Origin of the sequence: Chondromyces apiculatus DSM 436 (genome assembly GCF_000601485.1) — a bacterium.
Classification (GTDB): Bacteria; Myxococcota_A; Polyangia; order Polyangiales; family Polyangiaceae; genus Chondromyces; species Chondromyces apiculatus.
This window is the reverse complement of record NZ_ASRX01000044.1, coordinates 39,403-65,184: the sequence shown is the minus strand read 5'-3', so window position 1 is coordinate 65,184 and position 25,782 is coordinate 39,403. Positions and strand designations below refer to the sequence as shown.

Annotated in this window: 19 protein-coding genes; 8 read left to right on the top strand and 11 right to left on the bottom strand. The window is 71.6% G+C overall.

What is annotated here, in order from left to right; translation table 11 throughout:
- Positions 1 to 23 precede the first annotated feature (23 nt).
- The 3 genes from CAP_RS25815 (at position 24) to CAP_RS45545 (ending at position 4,796) form a co-directional block, all read left to right on the top strand.
- Positions 24 to 893 carry an SOS response-associated peptidase gene (locus CAP_RS25815; RefSeq protein ID WP_063748755.1) on the top strand — a complete coding sequence of 290 codons (870 nt, stop codon included), beginning with the start codon at positions 24 to 26 and terminating at the stop codon, positions 891 to 893.
- Positions 894 to 1,036: 143 nt separating this feature from the next.
- Positions 1,037 to 3,409 (top strand): sulfatase-like hydrolase/transferase, encoded by a 2,373-nt coding sequence (locus CAP_RS50900; protein ID WP_044245714.1) that lies wholly within the window; start codon positions 1,037 to 1,039, stop codon positions 3,407 to 3,409.
- A 385-nt stretch (positions 3,410 to 3,794) separates the two neighbouring features.
- Positions 3,795 to 4,796, top strand: a complete 1,002-nt coding sequence (locus tag CAP_RS45545) for a hemerythrin domain-containing protein (RefSeq protein WP_052375942.1) — start codon at positions 3,795 to 3,797, stop codon at positions 4,794 to 4,796.
- Between the two features lie 46 nt (positions 4,797 to 4,842).
- Here CAP_RS45545 and CAP_RS55145 read toward each other — a convergent pair whose 3' ends face one another.
- The 8 genes from CAP_RS55145 to CAP_RS25765 form a co-directional block, all read right to left on the bottom strand.
- A complete protein-coding gene (locus CAP_RS55145; RefSeq protein WP_081865254.1) occupies positions 4,843 to 8,541 on the bottom strand; it encodes a response regulator in 3,699 nt (1,232 codons plus the stop codon).
- A gap of 196 nt (positions 8,542 to 8,737) precedes the next feature.
- Positions 8,738 to 9,835 carry an isocitrate/isopropylmalate dehydrogenase family protein gene (locus CAP_RS25795; protein WP_044245712.1) on the bottom strand — a complete coding sequence of 366 codons (1,098 nt, stop codon included), beginning with the start codon at positions 9,833 to 9,835 and terminating at the stop codon, positions 8,738 to 8,740.
- 15 nt (positions 9,836 to 9,850) lie between these two features.
- The gene (gene ald, locus CAP_RS25790; RefSeq protein WP_044245710.1) at positions 9,851 to 10,963 is read right to left on the bottom strand and encodes an alanine dehydrogenase; all 1,113 of its coding nucleotides are present in this window, start codon (positions 10,961 to 10,963) and stop codon (positions 9,851 to 9,853) included.
- Between the two features lie 299 nt (positions 10,964 to 11,262).
- A complete protein-coding gene (locus CAP_RS25785) occupies positions 11,263 to 12,909 on the bottom strand; it encodes a DUF4388 domain-containing protein (protein ID WP_044245709.1) in 1,647 nt (548 codons plus the stop codon).
- 26 nt (positions 12,910 to 12,935) lie between these two features.
- The gene (locus tag CAP_RS25780) at positions 12,936 to 14,186 is read right to left on the bottom strand and encodes a GGDEF domain-containing protein (RefSeq protein WP_052375941.1); all 1,251 of its coding nucleotides are present in this window, start codon (positions 14,184 to 14,186) and stop codon (positions 12,936 to 12,938) included.
- A complete protein-coding gene (locus CAP_RS25775) occupies positions 14,117 to 15,142 on the bottom strand; it encodes a response regulator (RefSeq protein WP_052375939.1) in 1,026 nt (341 codons plus the stop codon). Before CAP_RS25775 ends, CAP_RS25780 begins: the two co-directional genes overlap by 70 nt.
- Complete coding sequence (dapF, locus tag CAP_RS25770; protein WP_044245707.1) at positions 15,139 to 15,957, bottom strand: diaminopimelate epimerase; 819 nt, start codon at positions 15,955 to 15,957, stop codon at positions 15,139 to 15,141. The genes CAP_RS25775 and dapF overlap by 4 nt, the downstream gene beginning before the upstream one ends.
- Entirely contained in the window at positions 15,954 to 16,298 is a 345-nt protein-coding gene (locus CAP_RS25765) for a DUF167 domain-containing protein (RefSeq protein WP_044245706.1), read from the bottom strand. Before CAP_RS25765 ends, dapF begins: the two co-directional genes overlap by 4 nt.
- A gap of 148 nt (positions 16,299 to 16,446) precedes the next feature.
- On the opposite strand from CAP_RS25765, the gene CAP_RS25760 reads away from it, so the two are divergent.
- The gene (locus tag CAP_RS25760) at positions 16,447 to 17,271 is read left to right on the top strand and encodes a hypothetical protein (protein ID WP_052375937.1); all 825 of its coding nucleotides are present in this window, start codon (positions 16,447 to 16,449) and stop codon (positions 17,269 to 17,271) included.
- Between the two features lie 75 nt (positions 17,272 to 17,346).
- Here the strand turns inward: CAP_RS25760 and CAP_RS25755 are convergent, their stop codons facing one another.
- Entirely contained in the window at positions 17,347 to 17,943 is a 597-nt protein-coding gene (locus CAP_RS25755; protein WP_044245704.1) for a hypothetical protein, read from the bottom strand.
- 114 nt (positions 17,944 to 18,057) lie between these two features.
- Between CAP_RS25755 and CAP_RS25750 the strand changes: the two genes are divergently transcribed.
- The 4 genes from CAP_RS25750 (at position 18,058) to bioD (ending at position 22,096) form a co-directional block, all read left to right on the top strand.
- Positions 18,058 to 18,393 carry a cell division protein ZapA gene (locus CAP_RS25750; RefSeq protein WP_044245804.1) on the top strand — a complete coding sequence of 112 codons (336 nt, stop codon included), beginning with the start codon at positions 18,058 to 18,060 and terminating at the stop codon, positions 18,391 to 18,393.
- Positions 18,393 to 19,505: an aminotransferase class I/II-fold pyridoxal phosphate-dependent enzyme gene (locus CAP_RS25745; protein WP_044245702.1), complete on the top strand. Its 1,113-nt coding sequence runs from the start codon at positions 18,393 to 18,395 to the stop codon at positions 19,503 to 19,505. The genes CAP_RS25750 and CAP_RS25745 overlap by 1 nt, the downstream gene beginning before the upstream one ends.
- Before the next feature lie 985 nt (positions 19,506 to 20,490).
- The gene (locus tag CAP_RS50895) at positions 20,491 to 20,661 is read left to right on the top strand and encodes a hypothetical protein (protein ID WP_156041142.1); all 171 of its coding nucleotides are present in this window, start codon (positions 20,491 to 20,493) and stop codon (positions 20,659 to 20,661) included.
- 676 nt (positions 20,662 to 21,337) lie between these two features.
- Positions 21,338 to 22,096, top strand: coding sequence for an ATP-dependent dethiobiotin synthetase BioD (gene bioD, locus CAP_RS25740; RefSeq protein WP_081865253.1), 759 nt, complete (start codon positions 21,338 to 21,340; stop codon positions 22,094 to 22,096).
- A 170-nt stretch (positions 22,097 to 22,266) separates the two neighbouring features.
- Here the strand turns inward: bioD and CAP_RS25735 are convergent, their stop codons facing one another.
- Complete coding sequence (locus CAP_RS25735; protein WP_044245701.1) at positions 22,267 to 22,953, bottom strand: ABC transporter ATP-binding protein; 687 nt, start codon at positions 22,951 to 22,953, stop codon at positions 22,267 to 22,269.
- 6 nt (positions 22,954 to 22,959) lie between these two features.
- The gene (locus CAP_RS55140; RefSeq protein WP_269324618.1) at positions 22,960 to 24,741 is read right to left on the bottom strand and encodes a serine/threonine-protein kinase; all 1,782 of its coding nucleotides are present in this window, start codon (positions 24,739 to 24,741) and stop codon (positions 22,960 to 22,962) included.
- Positions 24,742 to 25,782 lie beyond the last annotated feature (1,041 nt).

Sequence of the window (25,782 nt, the reverse complement as noted above, 5' to 3'; positions counted from 1 at the left end):
ACCGCCCATACTACGCGGAGACCATGTGCGCGCGGTACACCCTGACCATCCCGAACTTCGCGGCGATCGCCCAGGCGCTGCTGGTTTCCGTCGATCCTGACCTCGCGGGCGGTTACCGGCCGGGCTTCAACATCGCGCCCGGGACGACGCAGCTCATCTTGCGGGGGCTGGGCGAGGACGGCACCGACAGCGGGGACGATGCACCAGGGCCAGGGCGGGCGCTGGACACGGCGGTGTGGGGACTGGTCAACCGCTGGGTGAAGGATCCCACGCAGGCCATGAAGCACGTGAACGCGCGCTCCGAGGGGGTGCGGGAGAAGCCTTCGTTTCGGCAGGCGTTCGCGAGGCGGCGGTGTGTGATCCCCGCGGACGGTTTCTACGAGTGGACGGGGCCGAAGGGGGCGCGGCAGCCGGTGTGGTTCCATCCGCGAGAGGGGGGGCTGCTCAAGCTAGCGGGGCTTTATGAGAGTTTCCTGGAGCCCGCGACGGGCGAGAACGTGCAGACGTTCACAGTCCTGACGACCGCGGCGAACGATGTGGTGGCGCGGCTGCACGATCGGATGCCCGTGCTGCTCGCGGACGAGGACGTGGATGCGTGGCTCGGGCTGGATGAGGGGGTGTCGCTCGACGCGGTGGAGGCGCTGATGCGGCCGGCGCCAAACGACCTGCTCCTCACGCGCCGGGTGTCGCGACGCGTCAACGGATCGTTCGCGAACGACCCCACCCTGCTCGATGAGGAGGTGGAGGTGGTGGCGGAGCGGCCGGCAGAGAAGGAAGGGTCCGGTACGGTGGAAGGAGCACCACGGCCCCGCCGCAAGAGGGGCAAGGAGGGGAGCGACAACGCCCAGCTCTCGCTGCTGCCGCTCGGGGACGCGAAGCCAGGGCGCCGGTAGCGTTTGCCGCTCTCGCCGAAGGCTCCGCCACTCTCGCTGAAGGCTCCACCACCCCCGCTGAAGGCTTCGGTCGGCGCGCCAGAGGGTGGACGGAGATCATCCTCTCTGGACCGCTCCGCCCCCGGTGGTGGTAGAGCGTCCGCGTGCGAGCCAGCGCCACTCCCCGAGCCTTCTTCCTGGCCGCGCTGGCGGCGGCCGCCCTGTCAGGGGCAGGGTGCCGTGGGTGCGATGCAGCGCCGCGGGAGCTGCCCGCAGGGGCCGCGTCGGTCGCGACGCCGGTGCCGGCGCCCGATGAGCCACGTCCCCAGGAGCTGATCCAGATCGCCGATGAACTGCCCTGGTGCGATGTCGAGCACCGAGGGCTCCTGTTCGATGCCTCGCCCAGGGGGCTGCCAGGGAAGGTGGCCTGGGGTGGTCCGTCCGTGGACGGGGCGGCGCAGCCCTTCGAGGATCAGCCGCGCTCGACGTTCGCGCAGGCGCCGCCGAGCGCGGGGGTGCAGGCGGTGGAGCACGCAGGCAGTACCTGGGCGCGGGTGTCGGAGCGGCAGATCAAGACGACGTTCGTGCTGCCGGAGACGAGCCAGGTGTTCGTGTCGATGCGGGTGATCGGGCTCGCGGCGAAGGTGGCGACGGTGAGCCTCGATGACTTCGTGCTGGGGACGGTGCGGCTCACGCGGGACCAGATCCGGATTGCCTCGACGAACGCGACGGCGATGCCGCTCGACAAGGGGCTGCACACGCTGACGATCCGCTTCGGGGGGAGGAGCGTGGATGGGCAGCCGTTCGCGGACGTCGACTGGATCCGGGTGGGGACGCCGGACGAGTCGCCCGCATCGTACGGGGCACCGACGCGGCGGGATCTGCTGGCGTCGGGGGCGGCGCTGGGAGGGGTGCCGCACCGGTCGATCTCGCTGCGGGCACCAGGCGCGGTGCGGTGCGCGGTGAGGCCGTCGCGCAGCTCGCGGTTCAAGGCGGCGGTGGGGATGCTGGGGCCCGGGGAAGGGGACGCGGAGATCCGGGTGATCCAGGACGGCAAGGAGCCGGTGACGCTGCACGCGCTGCACGTGACGGGGACCGACAAAGCGGCGTGGACCGACGTGGAGGTGCCGCTCGATCCCTTCGCGGGGCAGGTGATCTCGCTGGAGCTGCGGGCGGCGCAGAGCACGCGGGGGGGAAGGATCCTGTTCGGAGACGCGGCGGTGATCGGGCCGCCGGATCCGCCGCCGACGGTGCCGCGGGCGCGGGCGGTGGTGGTCGTGGCGCTGAACGGGGTGGAGCGGCCGGACCTGCCGCCGTGGAGCGGGCGCGCGGATCCGCGGTTGCCGACGCTGTCGGAGCTGACGGCGACGGGGGTGACGTTCGACAGGCACCGGGCGCCGAGCACGGCGACAGCGGCGGTGATCGCGTCGCTGCTCACAGGGCTGCCGCCGCAGGCCCACACGCTGATGGATCCGGGGGCGCGGCTGCCGGAGCGGATGACGACGCTGAACGCGGTGGCGCGGGACAGCACGGTGCGCACGGGGATGTTCACGGGGGTGCCGATGAGCTTCCGGGCGTTCGGGTTCGCGTCTGCCTGGGGCAAGTTCGTGGAGCACCCGCCGGCGAGCGGGGACGCGGCGACGGTGCCGCTCGATCAGGCGGCGGCCTGGATCACGGAGGTGGGCAAGGAGGGGTCGGAGGTGCGGCTCCTGGCGTTCATCCATGCGCGCGGGGGGCACCCGCCCTGGGAGGTGAGCCCGAAGGAGATCTCGGCGCTGAAGCCCGTGGACTATGCGGGTCCGATCGAGCCGCGGCGGGCAGGGCAGGTGCTGGCGCGCATCCGCGCGAGCAAGCGGCGGAACAAGGTGCTCAGCCAGGACGATCGGGACAGGATCCGGGACCTCGGGGCGATCGCCCTGGGGGCGCAGGACAGGGCGCTCGGGGGGATCATCACAGCGCTGAAGCAGGTGGGGCTGTGGGACGAGACGCTGTTCGTGGTGACGGGGGACGTGTCGAGCGGTCGCTCGGACGAAACGCTCTTCGGGGACGCGGTGGAGCTGTCGGAGCCGCCGCTGACGCTGCCGCTCTACGTGCACTTTCCGGGGGAGCTGTTCGCGGGCAAGCGGGTGATGGCGCCGACCGAGGTGGTGGACATCCCCCACACGGCGCTCGACGCGCTGGGGCTGGGCTTCGCGCCGGGGAGGCGGGTGTACGGGCGGGATCTGGCCTCGGTGGCGTCGGGGCTGGAGGGGGTGGGGAGGGAGCCGCAGGTGGCGGTGCTGGGGGAGCGCTACTCGACGCGGTGGGGTGACCTGGTGCTCTACGGTCGGTTCGGCGCGGCGCCCTTTCTGTGTGACCTCGGGCTGGATCCGACCTGTGCGTTCAACCGGCGCGATCTGATGCCGCACGCAGCGATGACCCTGTTCCGCAAGACGGTGGCCTTCGACGCGGCAGCGCACGCGTCGGCGCCACCACGCGAGCCGGCCACGATCGATCCGGATACGTCCGCGCAGCTCAGCGTGTGGGGGGCGCCGTGAGCTGCGTGACGAAAGGCGCAGAGGGCGGGTACAGGACGCGGGCAGGGACCGCGGAGGGGTGAGCGTGCGCGGCGCGTGAGAGGGGACCGAGGCGCGCGGGACATTGCTCCCTCGGGCGCCCGTTTGCCGCTCCGCGATGCTGTGTCGTGCCGCGGTTCCTCGGGGAGATCACGCAGCAGCGCGCTGCGTCGCTGAGGCGTGTGGAGATGCATCCGTGCGCGGTTCGCTCGCTCCGCAATGCCGTGTGCTTGGCATGCTTCACGCACGCGCGGCGGGCACGTGCCGCGAGCACGTGCTCCCGCGAGCGCATCGAGGCGCGTCGCGGGATGCAGCGCCGGCGCCCTGGAAAGAGCGCGCCGCGCCAACACCCGGAGCAGGAGCCGTCATGAAGGCGACCGAACTTTTGAAGACTCAGCACAAGGAAGTGGACGCGCTGTTCGAGAAGATCAAGGAGGCCAAGCCCGAGGAGGCGCGGGGGCTCGTCGAGCAGCTCGCGACCTCGCTGGTCGCGCACTCGAACATCGAGAAGGAGATCTTCTATCCGTCTGTCAGGAACGCGCTCGAAGACGCGAAGCTGCACGAGGCGTACGACGAGCATGCACTGGTAGAGTTCCAGTTGCAGAAATTGCTCACCACCGCGCCGGGTGACGAAAGCTTTCACGCTCGGTGTGACGTGCTGAAGGAGGTGGTGACCCACCATGTGAAGGAAGAGGAGAAGGAGATGTTCCCCCAGATCGAGCAGCGGGTCGGGGAGGAGCAGCTCGAGCAGATGGGGCAGCAGATGGAGATGCGTTTCGAGCAGATCCGGCAAGACGACATCCACGCGCTGCTCGCGACGGCGGTGCAGGAGGCGGTGGCGGAGGCCATGCCGGGGACGCAGCGAAAGGGACGCGCGAAGGCGACGACCAGGAAGCCAGGGGCGACGACGCGGGCGACGCGGACGACACGGGGCAAGGCCGTGACAGGCACGGCGTCGCGAGGGGCTGGCGGAAAGCGAGCGGCCCCGAAGCGGGGAGCGGCGAAGGGCACGGGGTCCGCGCGCACGGCCTCGGGGCGGAGCACGGCCAAGCGAGGAGGCGCGAAGGAAACGACCGGCAAGAGCACGACATCACGCCGGAGCACCGCCAAGAGCAGCACGGCGAAGAGCACGGCTGGCAAGCGGGGCGGAAGTCGGAGCACCGCGACCGAGAGCACGGGCGGCAAGGACACGACCTCGGGGCGGAGCACGGGCAAGCGGGGGACCACCGCACGGGCGACGTCCACCTCCACGCGGCGGTCGACCGCGCGTGGGCAGACGCGCACGCAGGGCCGGAGCCAGAGGCGGACGCCCACGCGGCGTACCGGGAGCGCCAAGGGTGGTCGGCGGCCCAGCAGCACCGCGGGCTGAGCAGTGGGGAGGGCACCCCTGCCCTCTGTGGCAGCGATGATCCGGATCAGCGGCGCCAGGGCGGAGACAGGCGAAGGCGGGTCAGGCGGCCGGCCTTGATCTGGACGAAACGCACGCGCTCCTCGCCGCGAAGGCGGGCACGGATCTCGTGGGGAGTGCTCTTGATCTCCAGGGAAGCACGCACGGTGCCCTTGCCGAGGAGCTTGCCGTCGACGAGGACCTCATCGTTGGGACCAGCGACGATCTCGATGAGGGCCTGGCCGTCCGGGACCTTCTGATCGGCGGGGAGAGGGAGGTCCTCGGGGAGAAGCGGGTTGTCGGCGCTCTCGCCAGGCGTGGCGTTGGAGGCCGCTGGAGTGGCGGACGGCTCGGGGGGCGGGGCTGCTTCGGCCTCGGCAGGGAGGGGCTCGGGAGCAGGAGCGGCGGCGACCTGGAGGTCCCGCTCGCGGGCGAGGCGCGCGCCGACGGCGAAGACGAAGGCAGCCACCGCGAGAAGGACCCACATGGTCGCGCGGCTCTCACGCGGGGGTTCTGCAGGGGCAGGGCCCATGGCAGAAGGCGCGAAGGAGGAGGGGCGGCGAACCCGGCGCGGAGTCGGCGAGGGAGACTCGTCGATCGGCGGGGCCGGGGGGACGGCGCGCGCCCGAGGGGGTGGCGGTGAGGGGGCGCTCTCCTGGACCGGCGGCGGGGTAAGAGAGCCGAGGGTGAGAAGGGGGGCCTGGGTAGGTGCAGACGGTGCGGGCGGCGCGGGCGGCGGGGCAGCGACAGCGGGAGCTGCCAGGGCGAGGAGGCGGGCCGCGGAGGCGTTCGCGGGGGTGCCCGGATCGGGGCGCGCTGGCCTGGCAGCGACGGTGGTCGCAGCAGCCGCGGAGGCCGCAGCGACGGAGGCATTCGCGGCGGAAGTGCTCGGCGCGGCGGGAGGTACCGGAGCCGCGGAGGGAACCGGGGAGACGCGCGCGGGGTTGCCAGGGGCGCTGGCGGCGACCGCAGGGAGTGGCGCGGCGAGGGGCGAGACCGGGGTCTGGCCGGTGGGCGCCGGCGCGGGGCCGACGAGGGTGCTGCGGTGCGCGGTCTCCTCGAGGTCTTCGTCGCGCTCGTCGGTGATGACGGTGGTGGACGGAGGCGCTGGGGGCGGGACGGAGGCGAAGGCTTCCCAGGGACGGGTGAGGCGCTGGGGGGGCTCGCGCTCGCTCTGGCCAAGGGCCGCGACGGAGATGGCGTCGCTGATGTCGCTGACGTCGCGCAGGTCCTCGCTGAGGAGCTCGGTCACGCTGGAGGGGAAGGGGGTGCCGGCTTCGTGGTCGGCGAGGGCGCACTCCATGGGGCTCGGAGGCGGGGGGAACTCGGCGCTCGGGGGGTTGCGGCGGAGGCCGCGGAGGACGTCGGCTTCACGGGCACGGGCAGGTTCGAGGAGGTCGGCGCCGCTGCTGTCGAGGACGCAGGTGACGCCGCCGTGGGCCGCGGCGTCGCAGAGGACGTCCTCGATGAGGCGGGCCGGGGCCGCAGCGGTGGTGATGAGAGCACGGGGGGAGGCGCCCGCCATGAGGCGGCGGAGGAGGGAGCGCGCCGGCTCGGGGGTGGCGTCGACATAGGAGGACATGCGCTGCTCGTCGATGTCGACGCGCTCGATCTGGGTGAGGTGCGGTCCAGAGAGGAGGCGCTGCGCGGCACGGGCGAGGGCGATGGGCGGGAGGAGCTGGTCGGCGAGGGTGCCCTCGAAGCCAGGGCGCACGGAGGAAGTGGCGTCGCCGTCAGCCGGGGGGCACACGGCGAAGCGGCCAGAGCCGACGCCGAGGAGGGCCGCAAGGACGGTGGTGCCGCGCTGGTAGGTACCGTCAGGCGCGGTGCGGGTGGCGGAGATGGGGCGGCCGTCGCGGAGCTGGACTTCGTAGAGGAAGGCAGCATCGCGGACCATGACGCGTGCGTCAGGGCGGCGGGCGCAGGCGAGAGAGAGGAGGGTGCGGGTGGTCATGCCGTCGAGGCGGCCGCGGGTCTCGCCGCCCGCAGCGATGCGCTGGGTGACGCGCTGGCGGGGGCGGAGGACTTCGCTGACGCGCTGGACGATGGCGGCAGCGCTGGCCTCCTTGCGGAGGTAGCCGTCGGCATCGGCGCCGAGTTCGCGGAGGCGCTGGAGGAGGTCTTCCTTCCAGGAGAGGAGGATGACGGGGACGTCGCGGAGGACGACGTCGCGCTTGAGGGCGCGGCAGAGGGCGAAGCCGTCGAGGTGCGGCATGAGGACGTCGGAGACGACGAGGTCGGGGCTCGCCTGGTACGCGAGGTCGAGGGCGCGGGCGCCGTCGTGGGCTTCGAGGACCCGGGCGCCAGCCGCGCGGAGGACGCCGGCGAGGAACCAGGTGACGGCCGGGTCGTCGTCAGCGACGACGACGGCAAGGCCTTCGAGGGCACTCTCGGGATGGCGGAGGGTCTCGGGGGTGATGCCCGGGGCGCCAGGCTGGGGGCGACCCGCGCGGGCGCGGGCAGTGGGGGCACTGAGGTCGGGGCCGAGCCAGGGGGCAAGGGGGAGGGCGCCCTCGGGGCCGCGGGGAGAGAAGCGGACGGTGCCCTGGGAGCGGATGGTGACGAGGTCGCGGATGCGGGCGACGGCACCCCAGAGGGCGGCGAGGACTTCGGCACCTTCGCCGAGGTCGACGCGGGCGCCACGGCCGCGGGCCTCGGCGGCGTCGCAAAGGCCGCGGCGGAGCTCTTCAGCGAGGCGGGCGCCAAGCTGGTCGAGGCTGATCTCGCCAAGGGGAGCGCGGGTGACCTCGCCACGAACGTAGGTGGCGGCGACCTCGATGGCCGCGCGGCGGAGGGTGTCCGGGGAGGCAGGGCGCGGGAGGACGCGGGCGACGCCGAGGGCGAGGTAGGGGGCGGCGTCGTCCGGGCGGGGGAAGTGGCCGACGAGGAGGAGGGGGGTGGCATCGGTGAGGGGGTCGCTGGTGAGGGCTTCGACAAGAGCGCGGGCGCCAGGGACGTCGGCGTCGATGAGGATGAGGTCGGGGGCGACGGCGCGGGCAAGGTCGAGGGCGATGGTGGGGTCGTCGATGCGCTCGACCTCGAAGGCGGCGAGGTCGGGGGCTTCGGCGTCCGTGAGGGCGTCCGCGAGGGGGGCCGGGCCGACGACGAGAGCCGTGAGGGCGTCGAGGCCATCGAGGGCCGCGCTGTCGGCGTCGGCAGCGAGGGCGTCCGTGGCGCGGGTGAAGGCGGGGCGCGTCGGGAGGATCTCAGCGAAGGAGATGGGAGGCGCCGGGGGAGGGGAGGCCTGGAGGGTGGCCACGAGGGGGCGAGGCTGGGTGTCGCTGCGGGGGACGAGTGTTGGGGAGGTGCTGCGGGGAGAGAGGAGGGGTCGAGAGGGGCGCTCGCCGAGCGCCGCCTGGCCCCAAGCGAGGGCAGGGAGTTCGTCGAGGGTGGTCCTGAGGGTAAGAAGCTCAGGCTCGGAGAGGGTGGCGCCCACGGCCACGGCATCGAGGAGGAGCTGAGCCTCGCCCACGCGGTCGGCAAGCTTGACGAAGCGGAGGAGGCGAGACGCCGCGCCCAAGGCATGGAGTCTGCGACCCAGCTCTTCGCGGAGAGAAGCCACCTCGGGCTCGGCCTCGACCCTGGCCAGGGAAGCGCGAAGCTCCGCTGCCCTGCGGCCGAGGTTGGCGACAAACTCAGCCCGTGCCCCGCCAAGGCGCTCATGCCGCGCCTCCGCCGGTGCGCCGTGCTGACTCTCCTTGGGATCCACCGCGGTCACTGCGCCCATTGACGGTGCCGTATCACAAGCCCCCCACCCGTCTGAATTTTCGGCGGTACTGCGGTACTGCGTACCCTGGATCAGGGCCCTGCGGGCCCTACGGTACTGCGTACCCTGGATCAGGGCCCTGCGGGCCCTACGCTCCCGTTGGTCGCTACCCCGGCACCAGAAGTTGGCCCGTCGCAGAGATCGCCGTAGGAAGTGCTTACAGCTCGGATGTGACGCGGTCGCGGAGCCAGGAGGAGGCGGCCTGGGTGCCGAGGGTGCCGCCGACATCGACGGTGCACTGACCCTCGTCGATGGCGCGGGTCACCCAGCGCTCGATGCGCTTCTCTTCGTCGGGCCAGCCGAGGTGGGCCAGCATCATGCCCACGGTGAGGAGGGCCGCGAAGGGGTTGGCGATGTCCTTGCCGGCCAGAGGTGGGGCAGAGCCGTGGACGGGCTCGAAGAGGGCGACGCGGCCTGGCTCGGAGGAGTGCACGTTGGCGCTCGCGGCCATGCCGAGGCCTCCCTGGAAGGCGGCGCCGAGGTCGGTCACGATGTCGCCGAAGAGGTTGTTCGTGACGATGACCTGGAACTTCGAAGGGTCCTGGATGAGGTAGAGGCAGAGGGCGTCGACGTAGACGTGATCGGAGCTGATCTCGCTGTACTGGGCGCGCACCTCGTGGAAGACACGGAGCCACAGCTCGTGTGCGTGGCGCATGGCGTTCGACTTGTCGGCCATGGTCACGCGCGTGTGGCCGTGGCTGCGCGCGTACTCGAAGGCGGCACGGATGATCCGCTCGACGCCCTTGCGGGTGTTGACGTCCTCGTTGATGGCCACCTCGTCGGGGGTGCCGCGCTTGAACTGGCCGCCCATACCCACGTAGATGCCTTCGGTGTTCTCGCGGAACACGACGAAGTCGACGTCCTTGGCGGCGCGGCCCTTGAGGGGCACGAGCTTGTCGCTGAGCGCCTTGACGGGCCTGACGTTCGCGTAGAGGTCGTAGCCGAAGCGCATCCCGAAGAGGATGTCGCGGGCGTGCTCCAGGCCGGGGACGCGCGGGTCACCGAGGGCGCCGAGCAGCACCGCGGAGCACTCGCGCTGGATGGCGATCTGGATCTCCTTGGGGAACGTCGTACCGTCGCGCAGGTAGCGGTCGGCACCGAGATCGAGCTCCCAGAGGTCGATGGGTAGTCCCGCCTTCTCGCGGTACACATCGAGCAGGAGCTTGGCTTCGCGGGTCACGGAGGGGCCGATGCCGTCCCCGCCGATGATCGCGATCTTCTTGCGCTTCTTACGGTCGCTCGCCTCGGGTGCCACGCGCGCCAGCTCCGCTCAGCCCAGGGCCTTGTCGACGGGGACGTGCTCGAGCCGGTGGGCCGTCGCCACCGGGCCGTAAGTCACGCCGCCACCGTAGGTGTTGATGCCGAGGAGCACCGCCCGGTCCGCCTTGGCGGCGGTCTCGAGGCCCTTGTTCGCGATGGCGATCGCGTAGGGGACGGTGACGTTGGTGAGCGCCCACGTGCTGGTGTGCGAGACCGCGCCGGGCATGTTGGCGACGCAGTAGTGAACGACGCCGTCGACCTCGTAGGTGGGGTTGTCGTGCGTGGTGGGGCGGCAGGTCTCGATGCAGCCACCCTGGTCGACGGCGACGTCGACGACGACGCTGCCCTTCTCCATGCGGCCGATGAGCTCGCGGGTGACGAGGCGCGGGGCCTTGGCGCCCGGGAGGAGCACGGCGCCGACGACGAGGTCGGCGCGCTCGACGGCGGCCTCGATGTTCGCGGCGTTCGAGTAGAGCGTCTCGATGGCGCCCCCGAAGACGTCCTCGAGATAGGCCATGGTCTCGGCGCGGACGTCGAGGACCGTGACCTGGGCGCCCATGCCGATGGCGATGGTGGCCGCGTTCCTGCCGACGACACCGCCGCCGAGGATGACGACGCGGCCGCGGCGGGTGCCAGGGACGCCGCCGAGGAGCACGCCCTTGCCGCCACGCTCCTTTTCGAGGCAGGAGGCGCCGACCTGCACGCTCATCTTGCCGGCGACCTCGCTCATGGGACGGAGGAGCGGGAGGGAGCCGTCGTCGAGCTGGATGGTCTCGTAGGCGACGCCGTGCACACCGGTGCGCGCAAGCTCGCGGGTCAGCTCCGGCTCGGCGGCGAGGTGAAGGTAGGTGTAGAGGACGAGGCCCTTGCGGAAGTACGGGTACTCCGCGGCAAGCGGCTCCTTGACCTTGACGACCATCTCCGCGCCCCAGGCGTCGGCGGCGCTGCCGACGATGGTGGCGCCAGCGCGCACGTAAACGTCATCCTGGAGGCCGCTGCCCTCTCCCGCTCCGGTCTCGACGAGCACGCGGTGGCCGTGGTCCACGAGCGCGCGCACGCCCGCAGGCGTCATGCCGACGCGGTATTCGCGAGTCTTGATCTCCCTGGGCACTCCGATGAGCACGTGTCGAACTCCTCTCTGCCAGTCTCCTGGCGGCGGCGCCCCCGCGCCGCGGGGCCGGACCATAGCAGAAGAGATGCACAGCAAATCTGCGGATTCCGACGACGCAGTGCGGCGACATGGACGACATGCGCGCTCCCGTGAGATGAAGCCGCGACCGCGTGGCGACGCGATGACATCGCGAGAGGATGGCGCGATGACATCGCGAGAAGATGGCGCGATGACTCAAGGCGAGGTGAGGGGACGCGAGTCTCCTCGTGAAGACGCAAGAGCTGACCGGAAAAGCGTCGCGAGCGCCCCGTTCAGACCCCGGCGGCGGTTTCGAGAGCGGCGCGCACCAGGGCGGCGATGTGGCCGGGGGCTGCGATGTCGAACGAGCCCATGAGGCTCTCGGCGTCGAGGAGGAGAAGTTCGAGGGCCTGACAGTGCGCGGCGAGGGCCTCGTCGCTGGCGTCGCTGAGGCGCACCACGGCGGCGGCGCCGTGCAGGGCGAGGGGCCAGGTGGGGGAGAAGGTGTCCTCGGCAGGGAGACCCATGAGCGACAGCTCGATGCCGTCTCCGAGGCGAAGGACGCCGAGGGGTCGGGGGAGCGAGGCGCGCGGCGGGGGCTCGGCAGGCACGGTGGCGTCGGCGATGCGGCGGACGGCGTGGGCCAGGGTGGGGATGCGCCGGGTGCTGGTGGCGATCATCAGGGTAGGGGGAGGGACGAAGCCAGGGCGGGTGAGGCGGGAGACAAGGGAGCGGAGGACGGGGAGCTGCTCGGGAGGGGCGAAGGGGGTGGTGAGGTCGGCGAGGGAGACGCGCCGGACCCGGCCCTCTTCGAGCAAGGAGCGGAGGACGTCGAGGATGGTGACGTCGGAGGCGTTGACCTCGTCGAGCAGCTCGTCGAGGTGGTGGGGCATCTGGAGGAGGGTGGTCACCTGGGCGGCGACGGCGTCGCGCTCCTCCTGGGAAGGGGCGGGGGGACTGGGGCTCGACCCGAAGCCGAAGCGGGCGAGGAGTTCGGGGTCGGCGGCGCGGAGGGTGGGGGGAACGGAGCTGGGACGCCGCGGGGGGATGTCTTCGAGGGTGGGGGGCGTGGGGGAGGCGAGCTGCGCGATGTGGAGGGCGGTGGCGCCCGAGTCGGGGCGGGCGGTGGGGAAGCTCGAGGGGCGGGAATCGACGCCGCGGCGGGTGGGGGCGCCGGCGGTGATGGAGGGGGCGCCGGTCTCGCCGCTCCAGCCTTCGTCGTCCTGGGGCTCGTCGAGGAAGAAGGCTTCGCCGGCAGGGGCGAGCTCGCTCCGGCGGCGGCGGGTCTCGTCGACCTGGCGCATGGCTTCGAGGAGGAGGCTCGAGGTCTGGCCGAGGATGCGGCGTACGGTGGAGGGCTCGCCAGGGGTGAAGGCGAAGTGGCCGTCGCGCTCGCCGAGGAGGCGGAAGAGGGCCTTCTCGCCTTCGAGGCGGCGGTAGACGGCGTCGATGATCTCGCCGGCCGCGAGGCGCACCTCTCCGGCGCCGCTCGGGGTGGTGAGGCTGAGCATGCCGCTGCGGCGGTTGATGGAGAGGAGCTGGAGGAGGTCGATGAGGGGGACCTGCTGCAGGTCGCCGCGCGTCTCCTGGGCGCTCGGGTTGCGGGAGGGGCGGGGGGAAACCTCGGCGAGGCGGGAGACGATGCGGTCGACGTCGCTGCGGGGGAGCTCGTCGGCGCTCGGCTCGGCGGCGCTGTCGACGAGGTAGAGGATGGGCATGTCCGCGAGTTCGGGGATCGCGGCGAAGGCGCCAGTCAGGGAGCCCTGGTCGTCGTCGCCCTTGAAGGCGAGGATGGCGTCGGGGCGGCGCTTGAAGGCCAGCTCGACGGCCTCGAAGGCGTCGTTGGCGTTGGCGACGGTGACGCCGCGCGCACGGAGGGCGGAGGCGAGCTCACCGAGCGCTTCCACGTCCGAGTCGACCAAGAGCACCCTGCGCGACATAGATCCTCGTTCGGTGAGCCAGTCGTTCAGCCAAAGACGCGGAGGCCAGCCGCGCGGCCGATGCGCTCGGCGAGGAAGTCGGCGAGCAGCGGGTCGGCGGCGTGGACACCCCGTACGAGGCCGCCCTGGCTGCGGCCGATGAAGGCGTAGGCGCCGTGCTCGGCGAGGATGCAGAGCGCTTCCACGTCGTCGCAGCCCGGGACGGTGCGGATGTCGAGGGCATGGAGGATGACGTCGTCGCGGGGGGTGCCGAGGGCTCCCCGCACGGCGGCGCCGAGGCTGAGGCCGGGGTGGTGGGCCACCACGACGAAGGCGTTACCCCCGCGCATGGCGCTGCGGAGGACGGAGACGGCGAGGGCGACGGCCTCGGGGAGGGCGAGCTCGAGCAAGCGGGGGGCGGAGAGCGCGAAGGGGCGGGTGGGGGCCGGGCCGGCCTGCGAGAGGCCGGCGGTGCTCGGAGGTGGCTCGGTCCTGCGGGCGTCGGCGGCGACGAGGTCGACGAGGGTGTCGACGACCTGGCCGAGGCTGCGGACGTCGTGGGGGAGCCGGTGGATGAGGGAGTCCTTGGTGGCCTCGGCGCGGCGGCGGGCGATGCGGAGGAGCTGGGCGAGGCCCTGGCCGTCGTGGGGGAAGGTGGTGATGCCCATGAGGAGGCCGCGGGGGAGGCGGCTCTCGTGCTTCTCGCTGGCGGCGAGGCGGGCGATGACGCGGCGGTAACAGGCGTGGGCGTCGAGGCCGGTGGTCTCCGGCATGAGCAGGTGGAACTCATTCTCGTCGACGCGGGCGAGGATGTCGGTGTCGCGCGCGGCGTCGAGGAGGATCTCGGCGAGCTCGGCGGGGTCCATGGCGAAGGGGCCATGCTTGGGGTGGTGGCCGTTGCTCGCGGGCGGGGGCTCGGCCCAGGGGGCGCGCTGTCCGGAGGCGGTGCCCCAGCCGGTGTCGACGTCGGCGCTGACAGGCAGATCGGTGGGGGGGAACCGAGGCTGGCGGGGAGGGATGTCGGGCGCGGCGGGCTCGATGAGGATGGTGGCGATGCTGAAGCGGCGGCCGTAACGGCGGGCCTTGTCGATCTCGCGGCCCGCCACGTCGACGTAGTAGGCGAAGGAGTAGGCGCTCGAGGTGGGGTCCTTCATGGCAGCGCCGCCCGAAGCGCGGTCGCGCTCGCCGAGGAGCGCGAGGGCGGTGGTCGACTGCATGGCGAGCAGCTTCAGAAGGCCGCCGAGGAGAGGGGCGCGCCCCGAGGCGGGGGCGGCGATATCCCCGGCGAGCGCGGGCATCCTGGAGGAGGGGCTGTCGCCGGCGGGAGGGGTGTCGGAGGGGGGTACGCGGGAGGGGGGATGCGGGAGGAGAGGTCGAGGTCTCCTGGAGGGGCGCCGCCGGAACCGTCGCCGCCTTCGCTCCCGGAAGAGGTCCAGGGGGAGCGGCCGCGCAGGTTGCTCAGGGCGCCACCCGACAGGCTCCTGGCAGGCGCCGAGGTCTGGAGCACGACGTGGCCGGCGGCGACCTTGCGCAGGGCGAGCGGCACCACGGCGAGGCGCTCGCGGCGGGCGTAGTCGAGGAGGTCCACCTCGGTGCCGAAGGAGGGCGCGCGCTCCAGGGAGCCGACGGCCGCGCTGCGCATCAGCTCCGTGGTGCGTTCTCCCACGACCAGGTAGACGGCCACGCCGAGGGCTCCCGTGGACTCGGAGAAGATCTCCGCCACCTGCTGCGCGGCCGCGCTCCTGTCGCGGGCGTCGGAGAGCTCGGCGAGGCGGGCGATCCAGCCTGCGGCGCGGGTGGTGATGGCGGAGTGCCGTTCGAGGCGGGCCCGCAAGCCACGCTCGGCGAGGCGGGTGCGCACGGAGCTGAGGGCGTTCAGGATCTCGTCGCCGCCGAGGGGTGTCAGGAACAGGCCGGCGCCGCCGAGGGCCAGCGCGTGCGCGCCCGCCTCCAGGGCGTCGTAGCCCGCGAGGGCGAAGATGGTGGCGTCGGGGACGAGGGCCTTGAGGTGGTGCACCATGGCGAGCCCGGCGCCGTCGTTGAGGCCGACGTCCACGAAGGCGATGTCGGGGATCTCGGTCTCCGCGAGCGCGATGCCTTCCGAGAGGTCGCTGGCGAGGACGAGGCGGTCGGCGGTGATCACCCGGGGCAGGAAGGCGCGCGTCGCCTCGTCGCCGACGACAGCGAGCACGGTCAGGCGCAGCTCGTCGGCGAGGCCCGCCCCGATGTTCCAGTCCGTCTCGGCAGCGATCACGCGGTCACCACCTCGCCCACGAAGACCCGGCGGGCCGGACCACGCATGGTCAGGGCCCTCGTCCCCGCCGCGACCTGGATGGTCAGCGCGCCTCCGGGGAGCACGACGTCGAGGGGCTCACCGTAGGGTGTGAGCCCCTGGTCGCAGGCAACGGCAGCCACAGCGCACGCGCCGGTACCGCAGGCGAGGGTGCGCCCCACCCCGCGCTCCCAGACCAGCACCTCGATGCGACGGGGACCCGTCATCCGGCACAGCTCCACGTTGGTGCCCTCCGGAGGCAGGGTCGCGACGCGGGGGGCCAGGGTATCGATGGCCTTGGGCGGGTGAGGGGCGAAGGTGACGGCGTGGGGGTTGCCCATGTCCACGCAGGTGAAGCGGTGTTCTTGCACCTCCGCACCCTTCGCACCCTCCGCAGGGATCACCAGGGGCCCGGTCAGGCGGGCGCGCCCCATGTCGACGGTGACCTGGTAGAGGTCGGGCCCGGCGGCCACGATGTCGCAGCGGCGCTCGCCCGCGTCGGTCTGGATGCGCAGGCCGTCCCCGGTGGCGACGCGGCCGTGGTCGACGAGCCATGCGGCCACACAGCGCAGGCCGTTGCCGCACATCTCGGGACGGCTGCCGTCCGCGTTCCATACCTGCATTCGCGGCGCTGCCTCGGGGTCGACGCGCACGACGAGCACGCCGTCCGCGCCGATGCCGAAGCGCCTGTCGCAGAGGGTACGCGCCAGCTCCACGCTCATCGGAAGGCCCTCGACGACGATGAAATCGTTGCCGAGCCCTTCCCATTTCTCGAAGGGCCAAGCCTTCCCGCTCATCGACGCGCCCTCCCCAGGCGGCTGCGCGCTTCTGCGGCGGAGAGGCCGTGCACGGCGATGACCTTGCTGCGGCTGCTCGCGCCCACGGCGATCTCCAGGTCACGCACCCGCACCGAGAGGGCGCGGGCAAGGAGTCGGATGAGCTCCGCGTTGGCGGCGCCGTCCGCGGGGGGGGCGGTGAGGGCCACCTCGAGGGCCTTGTCCCTTACCCCGAGGATGGCGGAGCGAGACGCTTTCGGGCGCACGTGAACCGACATCCGAAAGCCTTCCGGCCGATCGGTGATCGAGAGCTGTTCCCAGGCATCGATCCTGCCGCTGGCGTCCTCCTCCACCCTGCTCATGGCGTGGCGACATCATACCTACTTTCGACTCCGGGCGTGACGGTGGTGGTGTTCGTGCTGCACCTCCGTGAATTTGGCGCCCGCGGGGGAGACCCGGTACTCTCTCACGGTGCTGGCCGGGAGCCCGGTCTGTCTCGGAGGTCCACGGATGAGTTTCCAGGCGAACAGGCCTGCCAAGGCGACGCCCCATACCTTGATCCAGCGCGGCTTTGCGGCTGCAGTGATCGCCGCGTCTGCAGCGCTGCTGATGCCTGCCTGTGCCGACAATGAGAGTTCCCTCTTCATCCGCGACTGCGTCCCCGCAGAGCCGCAGGACGCGGGGTGCATCACTCCGGAGCCGAACGACGCGGAGCTGTTCCTCTTCGACGGGCGCCTCGACCTGGCTTTCCAGTCCGCGTACTCGTGCGCGCTCCGGGTGGGGAACCAGCTCGTGCAGCGGGGGACGACCGAGCAGGTTCGCACCGAGACGTCGCGCGTCAGCCTCTACGCGGCCGATGTCCGGCTCACGGACGTTGCGGGCAACAGCATCGGCTACGCCGACGGGAGCGCGGTGGCGTTCTCCGTTCCCCTGTCGGGCTTCGTCGATCCCGGGTCCGGCAGCGAGGCTGGCTACGGCTACGCGAACGTCCTGATGATCGACCAGGCCGCAGGGCAGGCCATCGGGCGCGCCATGGCCACCGCGAACCTGACCACGACCGACGTGCTCGCGGGGATCATCGTTTACGGGCGGACGCTGGGTGGGCAGGAGCTGGAGACGCCCGAGTGGTTCTTCCCCATCAAGGTCTGCATCGGTTGTGCGTGCGTCCAGACCGCGGAGGGGTGCTCGTCGGACGACAGCAGCAGCGACATCTCCGTTCCCTGCTCCACGGACAGCGGCATCGATTGTCGCCTCGGCATCGCTATTCCGGGCGGCTCCGAGCCGGAGTGCGGGGCGCGCCGCCAGTCGGCGATCGAGTACTACGCAGACCTTTGAGTCTCCACGAGGGGACTCGCGTCCCCTCGCCCCGCCGGGAGTGAATCCCGACGGAGCGCGGCGGAGGACGTGCCTTCACTCGACGCGTTGCACTTCGGGCGATGGCTTCAGCGCGTTGACGAGGAGCACGACGGGCATGGTCAGGATGGCCAGGTCGAGCTGCGCGCCGATCACCACGGCGCTCTCTCCGGAGCTGCCGAGACCCACGCGGCCCTGCACGAGCAAGCCTCCCGCCATGCCGTAGCTGCTGTGGAAGTTGTAGCTGCGGCTCCCCCAGAAGATAGATGCGGCGAGGCCGGGCTCGAATCCGTAGCGCGCCTCGCCCGAGCGGCCGTAGGCGCCCGCCGAGAGGACGAGGGGCATGGTCTCGGAGACCGGCAGGAGGAGCGAGGCCCCGCCCCCGAGCTGTAGCTCGTCGAAGGCATGGGTGAGGACCTCTGCGTAGGGACCGAGGCCGATGTCCCGGGGGCCGTCGCGCAGGAAGAGGACATCGCCGCGCACGCCGAGGTGGAAGACGGTCGTGTCCCAGAGAGCGCGCTCGGCGCCCACGCCGGCGAGCCCCACGGTCAGGGCCGCAGTGCCTTGAGGGTCGGCGCGCGCAGCCGTGCTCGCGGTGAACGCGACGAGGCACGTCGTGGTGAAGAGGGCGGCGATGCGGCGCGCCTGAGACATCGCGGGCCGATGCTACCCGTCACGCAGAGACCCGCGCCGTGAATTTGGCGGCGGGTGGAGATCGACCTGGACACGCATCCGCGCGCCTGCGTTCGTGATACGGTCGATCGCGTCATGGGCCGTCGCACGGTGCAGCTTCGCCTTGGAGGTACGACCTACCGGGTGGTGACGTCTGCGAGTGACGAGGAGCTGCAGCGGCTCGCGGCGATGGTCGATCAGAAGCTGGCGGCGATCGCCGGGCCGGGGCGCCCTCTCAGTCCGCAATCCATGCTGCTCGCCGCGATGGCGCTCGCCCACGATCTGGAAGAAGAACGCGCGCGCTCAGCGCGGCTCCTCGGGCGCGCACGCGAGGCGTTCGGCCGCATCCTCGCCCGCGTCGACTCCACGCTGGCCACCCTTCCCGCAGCGGCTGCTCAGGGCAGCGACACGCCCGCTCCCGGAAACTCGTGATGGCGCTCGACCCGCTCCGGCATCTCGTCGAGGAGATTGCCGCGCTGGAGGCGCAAGGCCTGCTGCGCGACCCTGCGGTGGCTCTTCCACCACCCGAGGCGCTGGTGCTCTGCTCCAACGACTACCTCGGCTACGCCTCTCTTCCCGGGCCGGCGCTGACGGCGGGCGGTGCCGGGGCGTCTCGTCTCGTCAGTGGCAATCACCCCGCTCACCTTGCTGCGGAGGAGGCCATTGCTCGCTGGCTCGGGGCCGAGGCAGCGCTTCTCTTCTCCTCCGGGTACGCGGCCAATGTGGGGACCCTGGCCGCGCTGGCGGGCCCGGGTGATGTCATCTTCTCGGATGCCCTGAACCACGCTTCGCTCATCGATGGGTGCCGGCTCTCCCGTGCTTCTCTGGTCATCGTCCCGCACCTCGACACGGTCGCTCTCGAACATGCCCTGGGAGAAGCCCGCACGTACCGGCGCCGCTGGGTGGTGACCGAGGCCGTGTTCAGCATGGATGGCGACCGACCCGATCTCCCTCGGTTGCGCGCGCTCTGCGATGCGCAGGATGCGGCCCTGGTCGTGGACGAGGCCCATGCGCTGGGTGTCCTGGGTCCTCAGGGTGCTGGGCTCTGCGCGCAGCTCGGAGTTCGCGCCGATGTGCGGATTGGCACGCTCGGCAAGTCGCTCGGCCTTCATGGCGCCTTCGTGGTGGGGTCCACCGCGCTGCGTACGTGGCTCTGGAACCGGGCCCGCAGCTTCGTCTTCAGCACGGGGATCAGTCCGGCCCTCGCGGTCGCTGCCACGGAGCGCGTCGGCCGGGCCTCCCGGGACGAGGCAGGTCGGCAGCGCCTCCTGGCTTCCTTTGAGCGGCTCCGCGCTGGTCTCCTGGCGCTGGGGGCACGGATCCCGCCCACGGCTCAGGCGCCCGTGCTTCCGTGGATCCTAGACACCCCTTCCGCTGCGGTCTCGCTCTCTCGCCGCCTCGCGGCGCAGGGGGTGATGGTGCAGGCCATCCGTCCTCCCACGGTACCGGCTGGTACCTCGCGGCTGCGCATCACGGCCACGGCCACCCTCTCTGCGGCGGATGTCGAACGCGCTCTGGTAGCCTTCCGGGAAGCCCTGGGCTGAGGGGCGGAGACGGAGACGGAGACGGCGGCAGGGTGGGTGTTTCACGTGAAACACCCAGGGGAGGTTCTGACGGCGGCGGGGCAGGTGTTTCACGTGAAACATGGAGGAGAGGGCTCCAGGCTTCAGGGGGAGGGTCAGAAGTCAGAAGCCTGTCCGGAGGGCTGGCCGCCGCTGCTGAGGTGACCTTCGCTTCCCCTGCGGACCTCTTCGGTGCTGCTCACCAGGGGCGCTGACAGCCAGCCAGCTCAGCGGCCACCTGATACCCACGCTGATCCCGGAGTGTCGGGTGCTGGTCGCGAAGCATGGCTTTCGACAGCAGGAGGTGCTGGTCGCGGAGATGGGTCATGCCCACGCGGGTTCGGGTGCCGTGCTGCTCGGCTGGAGGTGGTGCTCGCGCCAGCCCCCTGAAGGCCTCTCTCAGCAGGGTGGTCGAGGTGGTCGGTCGAGCTGCACGCAACACGGGGCATGATGAGGGGGCCTGCCGGAGCAGGTTGATGAGGTGCAACGAGGGGTGGGATGACAGAGGGGTGGGGCGACAGAGGGAGCACGGGGGAGGTTTGGGCGGCAAGAGGTGCACTGGGGAGAGGGCTCCAGGCGTGCCGAACCAGACCGGAACGAGCTGACCGATAGGAGAGACGAGGCCACCAGGTCGAGAGGGCGACAGCGTGCAGAAGCACGGGGGAGGTGAGCAGCTCAGGTGGGCGCGACGTCCCTGCAAGGCTGAAGGCGAGGGTCGGTGAGGCACGTCGAGCTTCTGACGGACTGCTCCTCCCCCCTGGAGCTACGTCCAAGTCTGGGTGCTCGGGCGTCGCTGGCAGGCTGAGAGCGCGGCGAGGAGCGGTGGCGGTGAAAAGGCGGGAAGGCGCGGAGAGGGAGGAAGAAGGAGGGACAGGGGCGAGGCGGTAGGGGGAGGCTTGGAAGGGTGAAAAGCGCAGGAAGGGTGGGAGGCAGAGTTTGGGCGCGTCCACCCTGGAGCTTGGACGCTTTGGACAAGAGCTGGGGTGCGTCGGGCAAGAGCGGGGGCGCATCGGACAAGAGCTGGACGCTGGGCGCCACGCTGCCCGGCGTCGTCCCCTCGTCGGGCAAGAGCGGGGGCGCATCGGACAAGAGCTGGGGTCCGTTCACCAAGAGCTGGGGTCCGTTCACCAAGAGCTAGGGTCCGTTCACCAAGAGCTGGGGCTCGTCGGACGAGAGCTTGGGGGCGACGGACAGGAGCTTGGGAACGTTCTCGTGGAGGGCAGAGGCGGTCGCCAGGAGGCAGGGAGAGGCTCCCACGCATTTGGGAGCGTGGACCGGAGCGGAACCCGCGTCGTGGGGGGACCGGCAGCCCCCGGACCGGCAGCGGCCACGCCCGTCGCGGAGGTCCCCAAGATCGCTGCGGCCGTGGAAAGGGGTGCGTCGGAGGCCGATCGGTCTTGTTCCGGGATGGACCCTGCCTTGGTCGGAGGCCGACCGGTCTTGTTCCAGCCCGGACAGCGCCGGTGGGCGACCGACCGGCGTTGTTCCAGGCCGACCCACGCCTGGAGAGGCTGGCGAGAGGAGGGTGGCGGTCCGGGAAGCGGGGAAAACACAAAGTAGACGGGGGATCGCGAAGCAGACAGGACGCGGGTGGGCCACTGGAGGGCGCTCTCCTGAGGCAAAAGGGCGGACCATGGGAGCCAGCAAGGGGTCGTTCTCCCTCGTCCCAGGTCCTTGTCTTGGCGGACATGCAACGCCACGGGGGTAGCGACCAACGGGAGCGCAGGGGCCGCGATGCCCCTGATTCAGGGTACGCAGTACCGACCAGCGGGAGCGGAGGGACTGAAGGGCCCTGAGTAGGGTACGCAGGACGCATGTCTTCTGCACAGATTCGAGGGCCTCGTCGCATCACGGTGGTCGGCACAGGGACGGGCATCGGCAAGACCCACGTGGGGGTTGCGCTCGTGTCTGCGCTGGCGGCGCGCGGCTGCCGCGTGTGTGGGATGAAGCCCATCGAGTCTGGCGTGACCGAGGGCGTGCGGACCGATGGAGTGCAGCTCGCTGAGGTGAGTGCGGTGCCTCCGGGGCGGGCACCCTTTGGCTTCGAGCCTCCGGTGTCACCCCACCTGGCGGCGCGACAGGCAGGGGTGGACATCGCGCTCGGGGCTGTGAAGAGCTGGGTCGAGGCCCAGGAGGCTGAGGTGCAGGTGGTGGAGACGGCAGGTGCCCTCCTCTCGCCGCTCGGGGCGCGCACCACGAACCTTGACCTGACGCGGGCGCTCCAGGGGCAGGGGCTGGTTCTGGTGGGGGTCGATCGGCTGGGGGTTCTCCATGAGGTGGCAGCCTGTCGCCTTGCATTGCGCGTGCTCGCTCCCGAGCTACCGGCGCCCGTGGTGGTTCTGAATGCGCCTGAGGTCGAGGACGCGTCGACGGGCTCCAATGCCGGTGAGCTGCAGGTGCTGGGGATCGCGGAGGTGGTGGTGGAGATGCCTCGCGGGGATGCGCGCGGAGCAGGGGCGCGCGCGGCGGCTGAAGCCGTGCTGGCCAGGCTGGAGGGACGTGGGGGTAAGAGCGTGGACGGGTCGGCTCCTGGAGCTGGTCCGCTGCGCTTCAGGCGGGGAAGCGAGGGTTGAGGAGGTCTCCAGGAGGGGACGCCCAGCATCACGGGGGTGAAGCTTCGGGGCGGGGGGTCCAGGCACCGGAGGGATGATGTGGGGACTGAGTTCGGCACACGGACCGGTTCGGTCGCGCCGGAGGACGCCGGGGGGGGCCCCTCGGTGTTTCACGTGAAACATCGGGCGCGTCAGGTGGTGCTTGCTTCAGGAGCTGACACTGCGTTCCGACCGCGCTCCAGGACGATGCGGGCGGTGGCCAGGTCGCGGAAGAGGTCAGGCTCGTGGGAGACCACCACCACGCCGGCGCCCCGTTTCACCTCGGCGACCACCAGGTCCAGGAGGCGGGCGACGCTGGGACGGTCGAGGCCCGTCGTGGGTTCATCGAGCAGGACGAGGGAGGGGCGGTGGACGAGGGCTCGGGCCAGGGCGATGCGCTGGCGCTGGCCTCGGGAGCAGGTGCGCAGTGGCCGGGTGGCGAAGTTACCAAGCTCGAAGCGCTCTTCGGCCTCGCGCCACGCGGTCTGGGCGGAGAGGCCGTGGAGGCGGGCGGCGAGCTCGATGTTCTGTCGACCGGTGAGGTCAGGGTAGGCCAGGGATTCGTGCGAGAGCCAGCCGATGGAGCGCCGAGCCAGCGCGCGGTCGTCGGCGTGAGGTGCGTAGGTGACCGTGCCGGAGGTGGGACGGATGACGGTCCCGAGGATGCCGAGGAAGGTGGACTTGCCGGACCCGTTGGCGCCCTCGATGAGGGTGAGGCGGGCGGTGTCGATGGTGGCGTGGACGCCGCGGAGGGCGACGGTGCTGCCGAAGGTCTTGACGAGACCCCGGGCGACCACTCGCTCGATCCGGTGTCCCTCGGCCTGCTGCTCGGAGGTCATGTGGCGTCAGCGGCGCGAAGGAGGGTCGCGCCGAACCATGGTGACGCTGTCCTCCTGGAAGCTGGGTACGTCCACCATGGTCGACTCTTCCTCAAGACCCGAGGTCGGGGGGATGGGTGGGCCGTCCGCCGGAACGGTGGTGGGGTCGTCGACGATGAAGCGGGAGCTCTGGGGTCTGCCCGAGGGAGGGCCCGCAGGGCGAGGCACCAGGCGAGAGGAAGGGGGGGCAGCGTCCGGGCGTGGTGGGGCTGGGGCCGGACGGGGCGCTGGAGGCGCAGGGGGCACGACCGGAGGCGGTGCGACAGCCTTGCGGGGAGCTGGCGCGGGCGGGGGGGGACGGGGCGGGACGGCCGGGGACGGGGCGGCCGGGGCAGGGCGCGGAGAGGAGGCCCTCGGAGGGGACGCCTGGGAGGAGGTTGGCGTCTGGGGTTGGAGGGAGATGGGGCGCCCGGAAGAGTCCCGGTCGGTGACGACGATCCCCTGGCCGTCCTGCACCCGAGCGAAGACGATGGTGCCGTCGTCGGTGTTCTCGTCGGCGATCTCGTGGACCCGGATCTTGGGGTCGGGGCGGGAGGTGGGCTTGGCGGCAGGGATGCTGGAGGAGAGACGCCGCTTGAACTTGCGCAGACCGTCGAGGAACTCGGTGGCGTTCTGGAAGCGCTCCTCGCGGTTCTTGGCGAGGGCCTTGTCCACGAGCTTGGAGAGACGCTGGTGGACGCTCGGGTTGAGCTCGTGCACCGGGCGTTGCCAGGCGGTGAGGATCTGCACGAGCAGGGCGTTATAGTTGCGCGCGACGAAGGGACGCTGGCCCGTCAGGCACTCGTAGAGGATCACGCCGCCAGCCCAGAGGTCGACACGCTGGTCGATCTGGCGGTCGCCGCGCGCTTGCTCCGGGGCCATGTAGTAGGGGGTGCCCATCACCATGCCGGGCTGGGTGAGGTTGAGGCCGGTGTCCTCGACGCCGACCAGCTTGGAGATGCCAAAATCGAGGATCTTGGCGAGGGGGAGCATGCCAGCGCGCTGGGAGAGGAAAATGTTCTCGGGCTTGAGGTCGCGGTGCACCACGTCGCGCTGGTGGGCTGCAACGAGGGCCGAGAGCACCTGGAGCATGATGTCCACGGCTTCGTAGGCGCCCACGGGGCCGCTGTTCTGGATGCGCTCGGCGAGGGTCTCACCGTGGAGGCGCTCCATGACGAGGTAGGGGCTCTCGTCGGGGAGGAGTCCGATGTCGTAGACCTCGCAGATGTTGGGGTGGCCGATGCGGCCGGCGATGCGCGCCTCGTGCTGGAGGCGAGAGACGGCTTCCTGCTTCTGGGCTTCCTTGGGCTGGAGCACCTTCACCGCGACGAGGCGGCCAATCTGGAGGTGCTCGGCTTCGAAGACGGCGCCCATGCCGCCCTCTCCGATGATGGCGCGAACCCGGTACTTGTCGCCGATGATCTGGCCGATGAGGTCGCGCCGCTTTCCGGGGTCCAGGGTACCGCCAGGTCGGAGCAGCGGGTCGTGCGCCGCGGCAGCGGTGGCAGCGGGTGCCGCATGTGGTCCTGGTGGTGCCGCGGGCGGTGACGGCGGCACGGGAGCCTTGGTGTCAGTGGCAGGCTGACCCGGCCTGGCCGTGGGAGGAGGGGGCGAGGGGTAGCTGGGCGCGGAGTCGCGGTAGGAACCAGGCCGAGCGGTGGAGGGAGCGGCGTCGCCTGCCGAAGCAGGCGCGCCACGCGCCGAGGCGGGAGCGTTCGGGCCAGCGCCAGGGGGCAGCTCCGCACGCGGCGCACCGGCAGGGTGGTTCACGGCGTGCGAGGCATGCGGGGAGGGAGCGCCACGGGTGGAGCCGGGCATGCTCATGGGAGGGATGACCGGCGGTGAACCCTGCAGTGGACCTCTGTCGGAGACAGGGAGCGCGGGGCGGGTGGAAGAGGGACCTGCTCCGCTCCGGTGCTCGGGACGGCCTGCGCCAGGGCCGAGATCAGGGCTGGAGCCGGGGCGGGCCCAGGCAGGGCCAGGGGGCGGCGGGGCTGGAGGGCCCGGCGGAGGCGCGGCGCGGGGTGAGGGGTTGAGGTTCAGGTGGCGGGCGAGGGTGGCACCGCGGACCGAGCTGGGTCCCCCTGCATCCTCCTGGCCCTGCGGAGGGGCGAGGCCGGGGCGGGGAAACGGAGCGCCTTGGGGAGCGGGAAGGCGGGGCAGGGCAGGGATGGAGGTGGGTGCGCTCTGGGGTGAGGGCTGAGATCGGTAAGGGGGAGGGGCTCCAGCTTCGGGGAGGCCGGCGCGTATGGCTCCGGGGGGCGGTGGAGGCGCTGGGGGAGCTGGACGAGGCGTGGCGACAAGACCGGGGCGCGGGGTGGAGGCGGGTCCTGGTCGAGGGACGACGGAGGCGGAGGGAGCGTTCTGGAGGGAGCCGGGTCCGGTGGGAGCACGGGGGGGTCCGGCAGTCGTCACGACAGGGCCCGCAGTTCGGGAGGCACCTGACGTGTTGAGGGAGGCGATGGGCTGGCCGGTGATCGGGCACACGTGCGCCTCGGTATCGTGCAAGCGGCCGCAGTGGAGGCACCGAACCAAGCCCAAGGGGTTGTTACCTTCTGCCATAAGGCGAACGAAGGCCACTGAAAATACAGCGCCGGATCGCCAGAGGAAGCGCAGGTGCACACGGTTTGACGGGTGAAAACATCCGTGCTCACGAGCCACGGTTTTCAGGGATTCCCCCAGACGATCCCTAGGGGGGATCCTGGGGATAACCACTGGGACAGTCCTGGGGGCTGTCTGGGGGGAGTTGCGGGATCGAGCACCCTGGCCGGTTCACCCCGGTATCCCCAGGCCTTGAGCCGAAGGTTATCC